The sequence below is a fragment of the Mesorhizobium sp. LSHC412B00 genome, from assembly GCF_000503035.1.
Lineage (GTDB): Bacteria > Pseudomonadota > Alphaproteobacteria > Rhizobiales > Rhizobiaceae > Mesorhizobium.
Genome location: NZ_AYWB01000004.1, coordinates 244,806 through 260,929 on the forward strand (window position 1 = coordinate 244,806; position 16,124 = coordinate 260,929).

The following is a 16,124-nucleotide window of genomic DNA, read 5'->3' on the forward strand; positions in this document are numbered from 1 at the left end:
CGCTTCTATCTGCGGCTGCGCAGCGCCTTGGTGGCGCTCACGCGTGGATCGCCGCTGTCGTTGAAGCGCTCCATGCACATGGCTGCCGTCAGACGGTAGTGGTTGAGGAGGGCTTCAACGGCGCCGTCGGCATCGCCATCCACCGTGCGCTCCGCAATCAGCCGATGTTCACTGATTTCGTCGCGCTCGCTGCCGTCCTGGGAGATCAGCCGGTAACGGGAGGCCTGATCCGAAAGCTGGTCGCAAAAGCCGGTCAGCCAATGCGAGCGGCAGCCTGCGATCAGTGCCCGATGGAAGGCGCGGTGCAGCTTTTCCCATTCCGGATTGTTCGAGGACGGATCCTCCGGCAAGCGGCGCGGGGCACGCGCCAGGCGATGCAAGGCCAGCACGAGCTGCTCTTCCCATTCGCCGGTGCGGTTGGCAATGGATTCACGCAGCGCCCGCTCTTCCAGCCAGCAGCGGGTGCGCGTCAATTCCTCGAGTTCCGGGGCACTGACCGGCATGATGAAGAAACCGCGCTGGTCGTGGCGGCCGAGCAGGCCTTCCGAAGCAAGTCGGTTGAGGGCCTCGCGAACCGGTGAGGCGCCGGCGCCGTAACGGGAAACCACCCATTCGACACGAAGCTTGCTTTCACTTTCAAACACGCCGCGCAGGAGATCGTCGCGAAGCTGTTGATAGACCGTACTAGCGAGTGTGCTCTTGGGTCCCGCGCCTTCGCTCACATCGGCAGATCCGTAGGTCAATATGACTCCTGTAGCTCTCCCATGCTCCGCTAGCCCGTTCGCGAAGCAAACGATTTCCCCTGTAAATTTACTGTAACTCCTAAGGCATCCGCCCCTCAAGCGAAAGATCACGATATTCGACTTAAAGAGGAAGGTTGACCGCATCTTATCCGCCGGAAGTAACTAAAATCGTGAAAAACTTGTTCTTCTGAAGAAAGTTTGTCTGCCAGCATGGCAGGTGCCCTCGAGAAACAGCTTCGAGATCCCGAATACGGATAATTTTTTCTTAACGCGCGTCATGCCGCCGGATTGACCTCTCCCCGCATGCAGATCCCTTCGGCAGTTATCCACTAGATTTATGGGCCAAAACTAGTGCCGGATGCCGCGATCCTGTCGCTTGCCGCGATGCCCTTGCGGCTGCCACCCGTTGACGGCTTTTTGGGAGATCGAAGGATCAGGCAGGGAGATCAGGCCGAGGAGAACCGACCAGCCGGGAACTTGCCCTGGAACTGATGTCAGCCGGCAGCCCGGTCGGCCGCGGTTCGGATGGCTTCTATATTGGCCCGGTAGGCTTCGACGCTGCCGCCCTTGAAGATGGCGGCGCCCGCCACCAGCACATCGGCACCGGCTGATGTGACCAGGTGGGCGGTTTCCGGCGACACGCCGCCGTCGATCTCGATGCGAATCGGCCGGTTGCCGATCAGCGCTTTCACCCGCTTGACCTTGTCGACCATGGCCGGGATGAAGGCCTGGCCGCCAAAGCCCGGATTGACGGTCATGATCAGGATCAGGTCAAGCCGGTCGAGCACATATTCGATCGCACTTTCCGGCGTCGCCGGATTGAGCGATACGCCAGCCTTCTTGCCGAGATCCTTGATGGTCTGAAGCGAGCGGTCGAGATGCGGTCCGGCCTCGGCATGCACGGTCATGCCGTCGCAGCCGGCATCGGCAAAGGCGGCCAGATAAGGATCGGCCGGCGCAATCATCAAATGGCAGTCGAAAAAGGCCTTGGTGCGGTTGCGGATGGCCTTGATCACCGGCGGGCCGAAGGTGATGTTGGGCACGAAATGCCCGTCCATCACGTCGAGATGAATCCAGTCGGCGCCGGCCGCCGCCACCGCCTCGACCTCGTCGCCGAGCTTCGAGAAATCCGACGCCAGCACCGATGGCGCGATCAGGGTCTTCCTGCTCATGATGCGGCCCCTTTGGGCGCCCTGTTTGCGGGCGCGGCCTTGACGACTGCTAGAGCAATTCCAGGAAAAGTGGGAACGGCTTTCCGTCCGGAATTGCGTGAAAACAAAGAGATAGAGCGGTTCGGCGTTTCCACGAAACGATGAACTGCTCTAGACCATGATCCCGGAAAGGGAAAGTCGGTATTTGCTGCGCCCGGCAGCGGGTTCGGCGAATACCTGGCCGCCCGATCGCCGCAGCGCGCCCAAGGAAAACCCCGCCGGATCGCTCCGACGGGGCTCTGAATTTTGACTCGTATCCAGATCCTATGGCTTGAAGTTGGCCGCCGGATCCCTTTGCGGCTGTACCTGCGTCTGCGGCGTGCGCTTCGGTATGAACTGCTGAAGGACACCTGGATTGAGCAACAGGGTCGGATCGAGCGACGGCTGCTGCCGGATCGCCCTGCAGTTCGGGAACCGACCAACCGTGCCTTCGGGGCAGCGCCGCTTGATGATCGGCACGCACTGGCCGCCGACCATCTGCGAGCCCGGGGCGCAGTCTCCCACCTGCGGCCTCGGCTTGCGGCATGCGCCGTCGATCACCTGGGTGCCGCGCGGGCAAACACACTCGCCGCGCTTGTTGTGCACCTGGCCGCGTATGTCGCACTGTTCCAGCACAGGCTTCTTCTGCCGGCAGGCATTGCCTTGCACCTCGGTACCCCGCGGGCAGACACAATTGCCGTTGGCGTCGTGGACCTGGCCGCGGATCGAGCACTGCTCGGGCTTCGGCCGGATCGGCCGGCAGACCTTGCCCCTGACTTCTGTGCCGTCCGGGCAGACGCAATCGCCATTGGCGTTTTGGATCTGACCACGGATCGAGCATTGTTCAGGCTTTGGCCGGATCGGCCGGCAGGCTCCATTGCGCACCTCTGTCCCACGCGGGCAGACACAATCGCCATCGGCATCATGAACCTGGCCGCGTATGCCGCACTCCTCGGGCTTCTGCTTGTCGCGCACGCAGGCATTTGCCTGTCGGTCGAGATGCGTACCTTCCGGGCAGTAGCAGCCATTGCCGTCCGACGTCGGGACCGAACCGGGGATGGCGCAGCCAGGCTTGTCGGTCTTGACGCAAGCGCCGTTCTCAAGCTCGGTTCCGCGCGGGCAGACACAGCGTCCATCCTCGGTGCGAATCTGGCCCTTGAGCAGCACGCAGGGCCTCGGATCCTTCGGCTGGATGATGACGCCGCCGTCGGGCGAGCACTGGCCGTTGCGGAACGTCGTGCCTTCCGGACACACGCACCGGCCGGCATCGTTCATGACGAAGCCTGGCGAGCATTCCTTCTTCACCTCGCGCTTGATGGTGAACGGATGGCAGGCATAGGCCTTGCCGCGATCGCCCTGGACGTTGGTCAGGTCGCCGGGCAGTACGTCGCCGCCGCCTTGCACCCTGGTGTCGGGAGACAAGACGCCGACGCAGTTCTGGCCGCTGACGTTGCCCCGCAGATTGACCAGGGGAGCGTCGGGAAGGACCACGGTGACCTTGTGCACATGGCTTTCCCCGGCGCCGAGCGTCAGGTTGGCAATGCAGGTCAACGGCAAGGTCGTCGGTTCGGGCGAGCAGCCAAAGGGCGGTTCGATCGAGGTGATCGCGACGCCTTGCAGCCGCCCCAGCCCGTCCACCCCGATCGCATCGCCGATGCGGACCGGACCGGAGAAGGCGGTCTGGCCATCATTGGTGATGGTGATCTCGAACGAGCAGGGTTGCCCCGGCTGGCACTCGGCATCGCCGGTCTTCTTGACGCTGATGGTGGACGTGCCGCCGCCCTTGGCGCAGGCCTGGCCGATCGGGTAGACGACGTCGTCTCCAGGGGCCGGGCCGTATGAGCCGCGTGCGCAGTTCTCGAACGCGCCATTGGCCAAGACCGTCACGTCGAAGTGCCTGGAGGTCCCGGGCGTCATCGCGGCGCCGGGTATCTGGCATGACAGCGCATTGGCCGGAACCGCTCCGCAGGCCCATTCCGCACCGTCGGGTGTGACGGTCTGGATCTGGACCGGCGCGCCACCCGATATCAGCGTGGCAGCATCGTTGACCCGCACCGGACCGGTGGGGGCAGAGGTGCCAAGGCTGATGACGGTGATGCGGCAGGAAACCACCGCCGCACCGGCGAGCGAGCCATTGCAGACCTTGGTGATGCGTAGGGTCGGCTTGCCGCCATTGGGATGACGGAAGCGTTCCTTGGCGCAGGCCTTGTTGTTGGTGAGGTCGACCTCACCGGGGACGGGCTTCAGCGCCGCGCAGTTCTCGACCGAATCCGACTGGTAGCCGGCCGGCATGACCGCCTTGACGACGATCGGCGTCGAGGCGCCCGGCATCAGCACGATGCCTGCATTGTCGCAGCGGAACTGGCCGGGACCGTTCGGTCCGCATGTCCAGGGCGGAGACGGGCCGAAGGTCGAAGAGGCCGGCGCGCCGCCCGGGTAATTGTCGATAACCGTCAGCGGCCCATTATAGGGGACGCTGCCATTGTTGATGATGTCGATCACGAAGTAGCAGATGCCGTCGGGCGTGCAGACCGGGATGCGGGCACGCTTCTTCAGGATCAGGTCGACCTTCTTGTCGACCGGGGGCCAGCAATCGCGGTCGCGGTCGCCACGCCGGCAGATCGGGATCGAGGCACAGCCGCGATCGTTCTGCTGGCTGCCGAACAGCGGCTTGCCGCTGGCGCCGTAGTTATAGGTGGCGCAGTTGCGCAGTGCGCTGCCTTGCCAGCCGCCCGCCGGCTTGAAGCCAAGCTTGAGGTCGACGGAAGCGCCCGGACTGAGCGTAGTCACCGGATAGGTGCACGTCATCGGGGTCACGCCGGGCACGCAGACCCAGGGCGGATTAGGCCCCGAATCCAGCGTCGAGCCGGCCGGCAGCGTCACCTCGTCGAGCACGATCTTGCCGTGATACGGCCCGTCGCCGACATTGGTGACCCGGATGGTGAAGTCGCAGCCGCCGCCCATCGTGCAACGCGTCACATCGGCGCGTTTCTCGACCTTGAGGTCCGGTTCCTTGTCCTTGGGCGGACATCTCAGGTCACGCGGGATGATGATGTCGATGGTCTGCGTGCAGCACAGGCCCCAACCCTCCTTCGGGCCGGCATAAGTCTCGATGCCGGTGACGATGAGGTGGATGACGTCGCCGGGCGATGCGCCGACGATCTTCCAGTTCAGCACACCGCCGCCCGCCGGCACCAATTGCGTGTCGGGGATGATGATGATGCCTGGGGTCGTCGTCGATACCTGCACCCATTTGCCGCCCATCTCCGGGCCGACAGGCATGTGGTAGATGAACGCGCCGCCGCCTTGCACGCAATCGACCGTGCCGCGCTCCACCTTGAAACATTCCCGGTCGGGAGGCGGAGGCCGCTTGTCACAGTTGGTGAGGTCGATCTTGATCGAGGTCTTGGCCCCGGTCTTGTAGTAGCCGTCGTCGGGCTTGCCCGGATCCTGCGACGGGATGATGGCCCCCGTGCCGACGCCCGGCGTCACCTTGATCATGCCCTGGTTGTCGACGATGGTCGGCGAAGGAAACGCCGCATGGTCGATCTTGGCGGTGATCTTGAAATTGATGACGCGTTCATTGCCAGCCCCAGCGCCGTCGAGATCGGTGGCGGAAATCCGGAAATCGGAAACCATTGCCGTATCGTTCGGATTAGCCGAGGTGCTGATTGTCGCACCCGGCAGCGGTCCGCCAGACGCATCCGTGCCGTCGCCGGACACGTTGACGTTGACGATCGCAAGACCGTGCGGAAGCTGATCCTTGAAGTCGAGTTGGAGTTTCTTCAGCCTGGCCGAAAAGCTTGGGTCGGCAAAGCCTTGCGGGTCGCCGCGCAGGCCAAAGCTCAGAGAGTAGACGACGTAGTCGCAGCTCCTCTGTGTGCCTGTTTTGGTGAAGAACGGCACGATCCGTTCCGGCCTCGGATTGACGATTTTTGAATTGTCGAGGTCGAGCCGCAGTTCCGGAGTGATCGGGACTGCATCTTCGGCGTGGCTTGCCACAGGGGTGAACATGGCGACCGCGATACCGGCCGCCATCAGCCAGCGCGCGCCGCGCCTGGCATATGACAGGGGTTTCATGATGGTCTCCATGACGGTTGGCTGCTTGCCGGTGGATTGACTGCTCTTCGCGGTCGGGGAAAGTGCGAGATTTTTCATCTTTCCCTCCTCAACGTTCGCAGCTGACGGCTGGGGTTCTGAGCGGCAGAGTCATCTTGCAGCAAGGGTAGTAGCCACCCTTGTCCTTGTCGGACTGCCTGTAGAAGCAAAGTCCAACATCGACTCTGTCGCCCGGAGAATGGCCGGTGATGTCGACCGTGTAAGGCTTGCCGTGAGCATGCGACTGGGGTGATGTCACCCCGACGCCTGGTGTCATGGACTGGACTTTGATCGAATCGCCGCCAAAGCCGGCATGGTCATGGAGATAGAGGTCGGCCTGGAGGCCGCGAGGCGTGCAGTAGAACTGAACATCCTCGACATCGATGCACGGAGGCAGATCGCCGGGCGGTGGGAAGCCCGGCGGATAGAACGGCGGCAGATAACCGCCTGGGATCTCTTCATAATAGCCGGCACGGCCGTCGCAGGGGTGCCAGACCTCGACGTCGCCGACATGGCCTTCCACTTCTGGGTCTTCGAAATAGCCGTCGAAGTCGACGAACCACGAGCCGAAAGGCGGCACGTTGGCAGGCTTGACCAACGGCGTCGGCGTGATCTGCACGCCGTGCACGGCAAGCGGCCCGCCGGCGGCGAGCTGGTCGGCAAGTGTCGGGTTGTCGCGCAGCTTGTCGCCGGTGTTGACCAGCGTGTCGGTGCACACGCCGGTGTCGAGATTGCCGTCGGCGTCATAGCCATATTGCAGGTCGAGCCCACCGGCCGACTGCCGGTTGCCTTGCGGGAAGCCGACCGCATATTCCTGCGGCTCTTCCACCCAGACCGATTCCGTCGCCGGATCGTCCGGGTTTTCGCGCCAGTAGCGGATGACCTCGCCCTTGCCGGAATCGGCGAACTGGCTGTAATCGTAGCGATTCTCGACCGGGCCGCGCTGCGCCAGATACATGAAGCCCTGGTTGTCGAAGGCGATGTCGGTGACGGCGTAGTCCTTGTCGGCCTTGACCGTCAGCTCCCAGCGCGGATCACCGGCAAAGCTGCCATCGCGGGCAATGCCAACCGACCAGATCTCGGCCTTTTCGCCGACCGAATAATAGAGCCGGCCGCCATGATAGGCGACGGACCAGACGCGGCGTTCGTCCTGCGTGTAGCCCCATGTGTCGGGGTCTTCCGAGTCGAAGGCAGCACCCTGTATGTCCATCACCGCACCGTCATCGGCGACGGGAGCCAGCCCATGCGCCGGCCGCCCGGCAACGCCGTGATCGAATGTGTCGATCAGCGTGCCGTTGGCGTCGAGGCGGTGGATGAAGCCCGTGTCGAGGTCGCTGGCGAAGAACTCGCGGTGATTGCTGTCGAAGCTGATGTCGCCGATGCCGGAACCGCTGTTGGTGTCAATGTCGGCGAATTTGGAGACCGCGCCGGTGATGCCGTCGATCTTCCAGATCGTGCCCGGACCGCCACCGCTTTCGGTGCCGAACTGGCCGTCCATGAAGACGGCGCCTGCGGTTCCGCGGCGCTGTCGCTCGAGCCGACCGTCGGCATCTTCGTCCGGGGTGACGATACGGATGCCGTGCAGCGAGGTCGCGCCGGCATAGAGGTTGGGGACGCCCGTGGGAACGCCGTCGCGCACACCGTCATCATAGGTAATGGCGAACACCTGGCCGATCTGTTCGGCCGTCACCTCGAAAGGCGGCGGCGTGTAGACGAGCTGGCCGGAAGCCGGTCCGCCGAGCGCCGAAACGTCGAAGACGCGCAAGGTGGCGCGCGTCGTGTCGATGAAGGTTTCGTCGACCGGGTCGACGCCGGGCGGCAGCCCCCCCCTTTCGGAATCGGCAGAGTCGAAATTGGGAATGACGGTGCCGGAAAATCCGGTGACCGCCATCGAGCCGGGATAGATGATCTGGGTTTCCTGCGCTTGGGCGGCTGTGTCCAACCAGAGCGTGGCGCTCAGCGCCAGGGCAAGCAAACCGCCGGCCAGATGGAGCGAACGGCGCAAACCGCCGCTTGGAGACGACATGGACGCGCCGCGATCGCAGGACATAAAACTCCCCCCGAAGTTTTCGGGAGGAACATCCGGTCCGGCCGCGCGAAACAGGGCAAGGCGCGGCGTTCCGGCACGTTCGTCCCTGATCGAATTGTCTGCTTTCCTCATCTTCACGATACGCCTGCTCCTGCGCAGGGTCAACGGAATCAGCCGAAAGCCCAGCGCATCGACTCCATCCCGAAGGCGGTGGTCGCGCTGAGCTTGCGTTGGTCCCGGAGACCGTGGAGCCTCTGGGGTCCTGGTCATGGGGGCATCCTTTCCGGCCCGCACCATGCGGCGCCTGGTCGTCAGTCGCAGGCTGGAGCGGAAAGGTTCATGCAAAACGGCGGCCGGGTCTGTCCGCCATTTCACAGAGGCGCGGCCAATTCCTTGTGTCAACTCAAGGTGGAAAACAGTCTTGGCGCGCGAAAGACCGGCCGGCTTACTTACCGTCAGTGCCGGCTTCTGCTAGCGTCTTCCCAACCCTGGGGGGATCATGACACGCAGGCACTTCGTTCTCTTGCTGGCGGCGCTTTTTCCATGTGCGTTGCCGGTCCATCAATCCGTAGCCAAGACCTTGGTCTACTGCACCGAGGTTAGCCCCGATACGTTCGATCCCGCACTCGCCTCCGGATCCCGCGACGCCTCGGCCACCGCTCTCTACAACCGCATGGTCGAGTTCGAGCCCGGCACCACCAAGGTGCGCCCCGGCCTTGCCGAAAGCTGGGAGATTTCCGACGACGGCCTCACCTACACATTCCACCTGCGGCACGGCGTGAAGTTCCACAGCGTCGAGGGTTTTGCGCCGAGCCGCGACTTCAACGCCGATGATGTGCTGTTTACCTTCGACCGGCAGGCCAACGCGCAGAACCCGTTCAACAATTACGCCAAACGCCAGTACATTTACTTCGACGGCATCGGCATGCCGGATCTTGTCGCCGGTTGGCGCAAGCTTGACGACCATACTATGGTGATGAAGCTGAAGGCGCCGCATTCGCCGATGCTTGCCGACCTGGCGATGGATTTCGCTTCGCTCGTTTCCAAGGAATATGCCGACAAGCTCGTCGCAGAGAAGCGGCTTCTCGACTTGGCGCTGAAGCCGGTCGGGACGGGTCCGTTCCAGCTTGTCGACTACCAGCAGGATGCAGTCATCCGCTACAAGGCCAATCCGGACTACTGGCGCGGCAAGCCGAAGATCGACGATCTCGTCTTCGCCATTGCCACCGATGCCAGCATTCGCATGGAAAAGCTGCGCGCCGGCGAATGCGATCTCATGCCCTATCCAAATCCGGCCGACCTGGAGGCGATCAAGGCGACGCCCGGAATCAAGGTCATGCGGCAGGAGGGCCTCAATACGGGATACCTCGCCTTCAACACCTTGCAGAAGCCCTTCGACGATCCAAGGGTGAGGAAGGCGATCGCCATTGCCATCGACACGCAGGCGCTGGTCGACGTCGTATTCCGCGGCACCGGCGAAGTCGCACGCAATCCGCTGCCGCCAACCTCCTGGGCCTATGACAAGACGAGCCCCGATCATGTCTTCGACCCCGCTGCCGCCAGGCAGGGGCTCGCCGATGCCGGCGTAAAAGACCTGCACATGAAGATCTGGGCGATGCCGGTGCAGCGTCCGTATAACCCGAATGCGCAGCGTATGGCCGAAATGATCCAGTCCGACCTGGCAAAGATCGGTGTCACCGTGGAAGTCGTGACGTATGAGTGGACTGAATACCTTGCCCGGTCGAAGTCACGCGACCGCGACGGCGCCATGCTGTTCGGCTTCACCGGCGACAATGGCGACCCCGACAACTTCCTGTCGGTGCCGCTTGGCTGTGCCGGCGTCGGCACCACCAATCGTGCCAACTGGTGTTTTCCGGCCTTCGACGATCTGCTCAAGCAGGCAGCCGGGATCGTCGATCCCGCTGCCCGCGCAAAACTCTATTCGCAGGCGCAAACGATCTTCAGGGAGCAGATGCCGTGGGTCGCTATCGCCCACTCCGTGGTCTCGATCCCGATGCGCGAACAGGTGACGGGCTATGTCATGGACCCCTTTGATCACCACGATTTCTCGGGCGTCGATATCAAGGAATAGCGTTCGGTGTCTGCCGCAGATCTCGATGTCTATGTAGAGAGCCTGCGCAATTTCCGACTGGTGCGGAGCTATTGCATCGCGCAGTTACTGCCTTACCTGGAACAGGCTGGATTGAAAGTGCGCCTGCTCGACCGGCCGGCCGGCCGAGATCGGGCGCCGGTGGCCTTTCTGCATGTCGACCTGACAATCGTGCCGCCAACGTACCGCGGTCTCGGCCACCTCTACGACCGCACCATCAATGGCCGCGCGCTGTCCATCCACCGGCACCTTTATTCGACACTGAAGCTGGAGGCCGGCGACAGCCACAAGGGGCCGGTTGTCGTCAAGACGGTCCTCAACTCCAGGGGCCGACCAGAGCAGCGCTGGTGGCAGCATCGCAACGGCCTGACCAGGAGCGCGCATGCCATCCGCAAGCTCTTCGAACCCGGCTACAAGGACCGCCTGTGCCCGCCCTATAAGGTCTACCAGACGATCGGCGAGGTTCCGCGGGATGTATGGCGCAACAATCGCCTGATGGTGGAAAAGTTCGCTTTCGATACGCTCGACCTGCCCATCGTCAAGCACCGCTACATGTTCCTGCTCGGTGCCGAGGTCAACATGCGGCAGGTCTACGACGATGTGTTGTGCGCCGGCTCAAAAATCCTGAGCAATGAGGTGGGCGGCGCCGTGCCACCGGAAGTGCTGGCGGTGCGGCAGCGGCTCAACCTGGACTTCGGCGCCATCGACTATTTCATTGTCGATGGCAAAGGCGTTGTCGTGGATGCCAACAAGACCGTCGGCTCAAACCCTGAATGGCTGAAGAAAAACCGCTTTCGTCGGGAATTCAACGATCGCATGGCTGAGGAACTGATCGCCTTTGTCCGCGGTTGAGCCGGATCACCAGATCCAGTCGCCCTTGCCCAGCACCGACACCGCTTCGACGATACGGTTGAAGCTGGCGCGGGCCCGGCCGACCGTGTGCCTGGCCCGGAGATAGCCATGCACCAGCCCCGGCTCCTCGGACCAGCTGGCGTGTCCGCCTGCGGTAAGGATGCGGTCGCGGTAGGCCTCGCCGTCGGACGACAGCGGGTCGCATTGCGCGGTGATCAGCACGGTTGGCGGCAGTTTGGTGAAATCGGTGTCGGCGAGCGGCGACAAGGTGATGTCACCAGTACCGTCAGCGCCGCCGGTGCGGATGTGCTTGTAGAATTCGAGATCGCGCATGGTCAACATCGGTGCTTCGGCGTGCGCGACATACGAGCCCTTCGAACGGTCGCCGCCGAGGCCCGGATAGATCAGCACCTGGCCGATCGGCTTTTTGGCATGGCCACGCGTTGCGTGAGCAACAGCCGCGCAGAGATTGCCGCCGGCGCTGTCGCCGCACAGCAGAATAGGGCGGTCGTAGGTTTTGGCTGCCCATTCGAAGGCACGTAAAGCATCGTCGAAAGCGGCCGGGTGCAAATGCTCCGGCGCCAGCCGGTAATCGATGGAACCCACCTCGTAACCGGTGCGGGCGCAGAGCTCGGCGCAGACATCGTCATGGCTGTCTAGGCCGCCGAGGATGAAACCCCCGCCATGGATGTAGAGCACCATCGCCGCCGTGTTCGGGGTAGCGCTGCGATAGATGCGGATCGGGATGTCGTGTGATCGGTTGGCAATGAAAGTCGTTTCCGCCGTCACACCATTGGGATAGCCGGCAAAGAACTCGCGGCACATCCGGTCATAAATCGCACGCTGCTGGGCGATGGTGTAGTCGATCGTATCGGGCGGGTAATAGGAATTGGTCCGCTCGATGAAGGCCCAGGTCTCGGCATCGATGAGGGTTTTGTAGTCGGTCATGCAGCTCCTTTACCTCCCCCTTGATGGGGGAGGTCGCCGCGAAGCGGCGGGNGGGGGGGGGGGTTGGTGGCGCATCACCCCACCCCGGACCTTCGGTCCGACCCTCCCCATCGAGGGGAGGGTAAAGAGGCTACTTCCCCTTCCACACCGGGTCGCGCTTCTCCGCAAACGCCCGGAACCCTTCCATACCGTCCTCGGAGCCATAAAGCGCATCGACCGTCGCCAGTTGCCGGCGCGTGACGCGGTTCATGGCATCCTGGAAGGTCAGCGCCTCGGCCACCCGCGCCGTCTCCTTGATCGCGGCAAACACCAGCGGCGGGCCGCTGGCCAGTAGCCTTGCGACCTCCCAGACGCGGTCTTCAAGCTTTTCCTTGGGCAACACTTCGTTGACCAGGCCCCAGCGATGCGCTTCCGCTACATCCATCCAGCGGCCGGTGAGCAGCAAGTCCATGGCGACATGATAGGGAATGCGCTTCGGCAGTTTGATCGTCGCGGCGTCCGCTAGCGTGCCGGCGCGGATTTCGGGCAGTGCGAAGGAGGAGTGGTCGGAGGCGAAAATGAGGTCGCAGGACAGCGCCAACTCGAAGCCGCCGCCGACCGCCATGCCGTTGACGCAGGCGATGACCGGCTTGTTCATGTCGCGCAGCTCCTGCAGGCCGGCAAAGCCGCCGACGCCATAGTCGCCGTCGACCGCGTCGCCACCGGCGGCTGCCTTCAAATCCCAGCCGGCGCAGAAGAACTTGTCGCCGGCGGTCTTGACGATGGCGACGCGCAGTTCCGGGTCGTCGCGGAACGCCTTGAAGGTCTCGCCCATCAGCCGCGAGGTCTTGAGGTCGATGGCGTTGGCCTTGGGCCGGTCGAGCGTGACCTCGAGGATGGTGCCCTCGCGGCGGGTGGAAATGACGTCAGACATTCTTCTTCTCTCCCAGCACCAGCAGCGCGTCGGCGATCCAGGCGCCCTTGCCCTCGGCGCAGACGATCAGCGGGTTGATGTCGAGTTCCTCGATCTCTCCGGCATTCGTCTGCACGAAGCCGGCAATGCCCGCGATGGCGTCGATGGCCGCGGCGACATCGGCCTTCGGCCGGCCGCGATAGCCCTCAAGCAGAGGGAACAGTTTCAGGCCGCGTAGCGCCGCCTCGATATCGTCGCGCGTTGCCGGCAGCATCAAGGTCACGCTGTCGCGCAACAGCTCGACCAGCACGCCGCCAGTTCCCAGCGTCATGACGGCGCCGAACATCGGGTCGCGGGTAAAGCCGACAATCAGTTCGGCAACGCCGTCGCGCACCATGCGCTCGACATAGAGCCCGGTGCCGAGCGGCAAGAGATCGTGCGCCGCGGTGCTGACGGATTCGGCGTCCTTGAGGTTAAGCCTGACAGCGCCGACTTCCGACTTGTGGGTGACGCCAAGCGCCTTCAACGCCACCGGGAAGCCGAGCGCCATCGACGAAATCACCGCTTCGACGGCATTGGCGGCGCGTTCGGCCTTCGGCACCGGCAAGCCGGCCTCGATCAGCCGCGCCTTGGCTTCGGCCTCGTCAGGGGTGACATGATCGCCGCCGGCAGCACCTGCAGCCGACGTGTCGATCGGCTGCGCCTGCGGCTCGGCCCAGGCCCAGCCGATGAAGGCCGCCGCGCCTGCGGCATCAATGGCCTCGGAAATGCCGAACAACGGCACCATGCCGCGCGCCATCAGCTCGGCGGTGTATTCCTCCGGCAGGTTCTCCGGCAGCGACGAGACAATCGCGCCATGCGCCTTGTTGGTCTTCAGCGCCGCCTCGAAGGCGCGCAGCGTCGCCCACCAGTCGGTGACCGAGCAGCGGTCGGGGCGCGGGAAATCGAGCACCAGCATGTTGAGGTCGAAACCGCCCGACACCATGGCGGTGAAGGTGGCGGTCATCGCCGGTTCATTGTTCCAGATGAAGGTGTGATAGTCCAACGGGTTGGCGACCGCGACCAGCGGCCCGAGCGTCGATTTGACATGGGCGCGGTGTTTGCTGGTGAGCTCCGGGAAATTGACCCAGCGGCCTTCGGCGCTGTCGGCCATGACAGAGGCTTCGCCGCCCGAGCAACTCATCGATGACAGTCTATAGCCGGGCAGTGGTCCTGTGACGTGCAGAAGCTTCAGCGCCTCGATAAAGGCGGGGATGGAATCGACGCGCGCAATGCCGAGCCGCCGCAGGAAAGCGCCCGAAGCGGCATCCGAACCGGCGAGCGAAGCTGTGTGCGAGACGGTCGCCTGCCTGGCCTGTTCGGACCGGCCGACCTTCATGGCGATGATCGGCTTCTTCAGTTCGCGCGCCCGCGCCGCCAGCTTCTCGAAGCCGGCTACCGAATCGAAGGCTTCGATGTGCAGGCCGAGCGAGGTGACGCGCTCGTCCTCGATCAGGCCGAGCGCCATTTCGGAGAGGCCGGTCTGCGCCTGGTTGCCGGCGGTCATCAGGAAGGCGATCGGCAGGCCGCGCTTCTGCATCGTCATGTTGATGGCGATGTTGGAGGACTGGGTGATGATGGCGACGCCCTTGGCGCCTTCGGGCAGCCTGATGCCGCCATGCTGGTCGGGCCATAGCAGCGCGCCATCGGCATAGTTGATCAGGCCGTAGCAGTTCGGCCCGATGATCGGCATCTGGCCCGCGGCAGCCACCAGTTCGGCCTGCAGCCGCTCGCCGTCATCGTCATAGGCCTCGGTCTCAAGAAAGCCCGCGGCAAAACAGACGGCGCCGCCGGCGCCACGCTTGGCCAGCGCCTTGATCACCTCGATGGTGAGATGCCGGTTTACGCCGACAAAGGCGGCGTCGGGCGCCCCGGGCAATTCGGCGACCGAGCGATAGGCCTTGCGGCCGGCGACCTCGTCCTTGTTCGGATGCACCGGCCAGATTTCGCCGACAAAGCCCATCTTGATCGATTGGGCGACGACGGCGGCGGCCTGGGCCCCGCCGAACACCGCGATGGATTTTGGGCGCAACAGACGCTCAAGCTTGTGCATGGGTTATGCCCCGAACGGGCGCAGCAGCGCCCGCGAAATGATGTGGCGCTGGATTTCCGACGTCCCTTCCCAGATGCGCTCGACACGGGCGTCGCGCCAGATTCGCTCCAGCGGCAGGTCATCCATCAGCCCCATGCCGCCATGGATCTGGATTGCTTCGTCGGCAACAAAGGCGAGCATTTCGGTAGCCTTCAGCTTCGCCATGGCCATGTCCTGATCGGTGACGGTGCCCTGATCGTACTTCCAGCCGGCTTCGAACACCATCAGGTCCGCCGCCTTCAGTTCCGTCGCCATGTCGGCGAGCTTGAACGACACGCCCTGGAACTTGCCGATCTGCTGGCCGAACTGCTGGCGTTGCGCCGAGTATTCGATGGCGTGGCCGAGTGCCCGCTCGGCGCGGCCGAGACAGGTGGCGCCGACCTGCAGGCGCGTGGCGCCGAGCCAGGAATTGGCGACGTCGAAGCCCTTGTGGACCTCACCCAGCACCTGGCTTGCCGGCAGGCGGCAATCGTCGAATTCGAGGATGGCGTTGGTGTAGCCGCGATGCGAGACGTTGCGGTAGCCGTCGCGCACGGTGAACCCCTTGGTGCCCTTGTCGACGAAGAAGGCGGTGATCTTCTTGCGCTTGCCGCGCGGCGTTTCTTCCTCGCCCGAAGCCATGAAACTAATTGCGAAATCGGCAAGATCGGCGTGGCTGATGAAATGCTTGGTGCCATTGAGCACCCAGTCGTCGCCGTCCTGCACGGCTGACGCCTTCATGCCGCGCAAATCGGAGCCGGCGCCGGGCTCGGTCATCGCCAGGCAGTCCCACTTCTCGCCACGAATACACGGGAACAGGTATTTTTCGCGCTGCTCGGGTGTGCCGGCGAGCAGGATGTTGGAGGGGCGCGCGACGCAGGTCCAGTGCAGCGCATAGTTGGCGCGGCCGAGTTCCTTCTCGTAGAGCAACCAAGTCACCGTATCGAGGCCGGCGCCACCGACATCGGCCGGCATGTTGGCCGCATAGAGCCCGGCTTCGATTGCCTTGACCTTGATCTCCTCGATCAACTCGCGGCGCAGCACGCCGGTGCGCTCGACCTCGCGTTCATGCGGGTAAAGCTCATTCTCGACGAACGCGCGCGTCGTCTCGACAATGAGCTTCTGTTCCTCCGAAAGACCGAAATCCATGGT

General features: G+C 63.7%; 10 protein-coding genes. 2 read left to right on the top strand and 8 right to left on the bottom strand.

Annotated features, from left to right (window positions below; all coding sequences use genetic code 11):
• Positions 1–5 precede the first annotated feature (5 nt).
• The 4 genes from X757_RS154715 to X757_RS154700 all read right to left on the bottom strand — a co-directional run bounded on the left by X757_RS154715 (position 6) and on the right by X757_RS154700 (position 8,357).
• Entirely contained in the window at positions 6–743 is a 738-nt protein-coding gene (locus X757_RS154715; RefSeq protein WP_023694237.1) for a GntR family transcriptional regulator, read from the bottom strand.
• A gap of 494 nt (positions 744–1,237) precedes the next feature.
• Complete coding sequence (rpe, locus tag X757_RS154710; protein ID WP_023689949.1) at positions 1,238–1,915, bottom strand: ribulose-phosphate 3-epimerase; 678 nt, start codon at positions 1,913–1,915, stop codon at positions 1,238–1,240.
• 303 nt (positions 1,916–2,218) lie between these two features.
• Positions 2,219–6,091: a hypothetical protein gene (locus X757_RS154705; RefSeq protein WP_023725897.1), complete on the bottom strand. Its 3,873-nt coding sequence runs from the start codon at positions 6,089–6,091 to the stop codon at positions 2,219–2,221.
• 10 nt (positions 6,092–6,101) lie between these two features.
• Entirely contained in the window at positions 6,102–8,357 is a 2,256-nt protein-coding gene (locus tag X757_RS154700; protein WP_031201801.1) for a hypothetical protein, read from the bottom strand.
• A gap of 202 nt (positions 8,358–8,559) precedes the next feature.
• On the opposite strand from X757_RS154700, the gene X757_RS154695 reads away from it, so the two are divergent.
• A complete protein-coding gene (locus X757_RS154695; protein WP_023725898.1) occupies positions 8,560–10,152 on the top strand; it encodes an ABC transporter substrate-binding protein in 1,593 nt (530 codons plus the stop codon).
• Between the two features lie 6 nt (positions 10,153–10,158).
• Positions 10,159–11,022: a hypothetical protein gene (locus X757_RS154690; protein WP_023696925.1), complete on the top strand. Its 864-nt coding sequence runs from the start codon at positions 10,159–10,161 to the stop codon at positions 11,020–11,022.
• A gap of 6 nt (positions 11,023–11,028) precedes the next feature.
• Here the strand turns inward: X757_RS154690 and X757_RS154685 are convergent, their stop codons facing one another.
• From X757_RS154685 to X757_RS154670, 4 genes are all read right to left on the bottom strand, one after another.
• The gene (locus X757_RS154685; protein ID WP_023696924.1) at positions 11,029–11,970 is read right to left on the bottom strand and encodes an alpha/beta hydrolase; all 942 of its coding nucleotides are present in this window, start codon (positions 11,968–11,970) and stop codon (positions 11,029–11,031) included.
• A 130-nt stretch (positions 11,971–12,100) separates the two neighbouring features.
• Positions 12,101–12,883, bottom strand: coding sequence for a carnitinyl-CoA dehydratase (locus X757_RS154680; protein WP_023696923.1), 783 nt, complete (start codon positions 12,881–12,883; stop codon positions 12,101–12,103).
• Positions 12,876–14,954 carry an acetate--CoA ligase family protein gene (locus tag X757_RS154675; protein ID WP_023702509.1) on the bottom strand — a complete coding sequence of 693 codons (2,079 nt, stop codon included), beginning with the start codon at positions 14,952–14,954 and terminating at the stop codon, positions 12,876–12,878. Before X757_RS154675 ends, X757_RS154680 begins: the two co-directional genes overlap by 8 nt.
• Before the next feature lie 3 nt (positions 14,955–14,957).
• The gene (locus X757_RS154670; RefSeq protein WP_023668860.1) at positions 14,958–16,121 is read right to left on the bottom strand and encodes an acyl-CoA dehydrogenase family protein; all 1,164 of its coding nucleotides are present in this window, start codon (positions 16,119–16,121) and stop codon (positions 14,958–14,960) included.
• Positions 16,122–16,124: the final 3 nt, after the last annotated feature.

Bases quoted from the DNA above. Each gene is read 5' to 3' on its own strand.
- X757_RS154695 (WP_023725898.1), top strand. From the start codon at position 8,560: ATGACACGCAGGCACTTCGTTCTCTTGCTGGCGGCGCTTTTTCCATGT.
- X757_RS154680 (WP_023696923.1), bottom strand. From the start codon at position 12,883: ATGTCTGACGTCATTTCCACCCGCCGCGAGGGCACCATCCTCGAGGTC.
- rpe (WP_023689949.1), bottom strand. From the start codon at position 1,915: ATGAGCAGGAAGACCCTGATCGCGCCATCGGTGCTGGCGTCGGATTTC.
- X757_RS154675 (WP_023702509.1), bottom strand. From the start codon at position 14,954: ATGCACAAGCTTGAGCGTCTGTTGCGCCCAAAATCCATCGCGGTGTTC.
- X757_RS154700 (WP_031201801.1), bottom strand. From the start codon at position 8,357: ATGGTGCGGGCCGGAAAGGATGCCCCCATGACCAGGACCCCAGAGGCT.
- X757_RS154705 (WP_023725897.1), bottom strand. From the start codon at position 6,091: ATGAAAAATCTCGCACTTTCCCCGACCGCGAAGAGCAGTCAATCCACC.
- X757_RS154670 (WP_023668860.1), bottom strand. From the start codon at position 16,121: ATGGATTTCGGTCTTTCGGAGGAACAGAAGCTCATTGTCGAGACGACG.
- X757_RS154685 (WP_023696924.1), bottom strand. From the start codon at position 11,970: ATGACCGACTACAAAACCCTCATCGATGCCGAGACCTGGGCCTTCATC.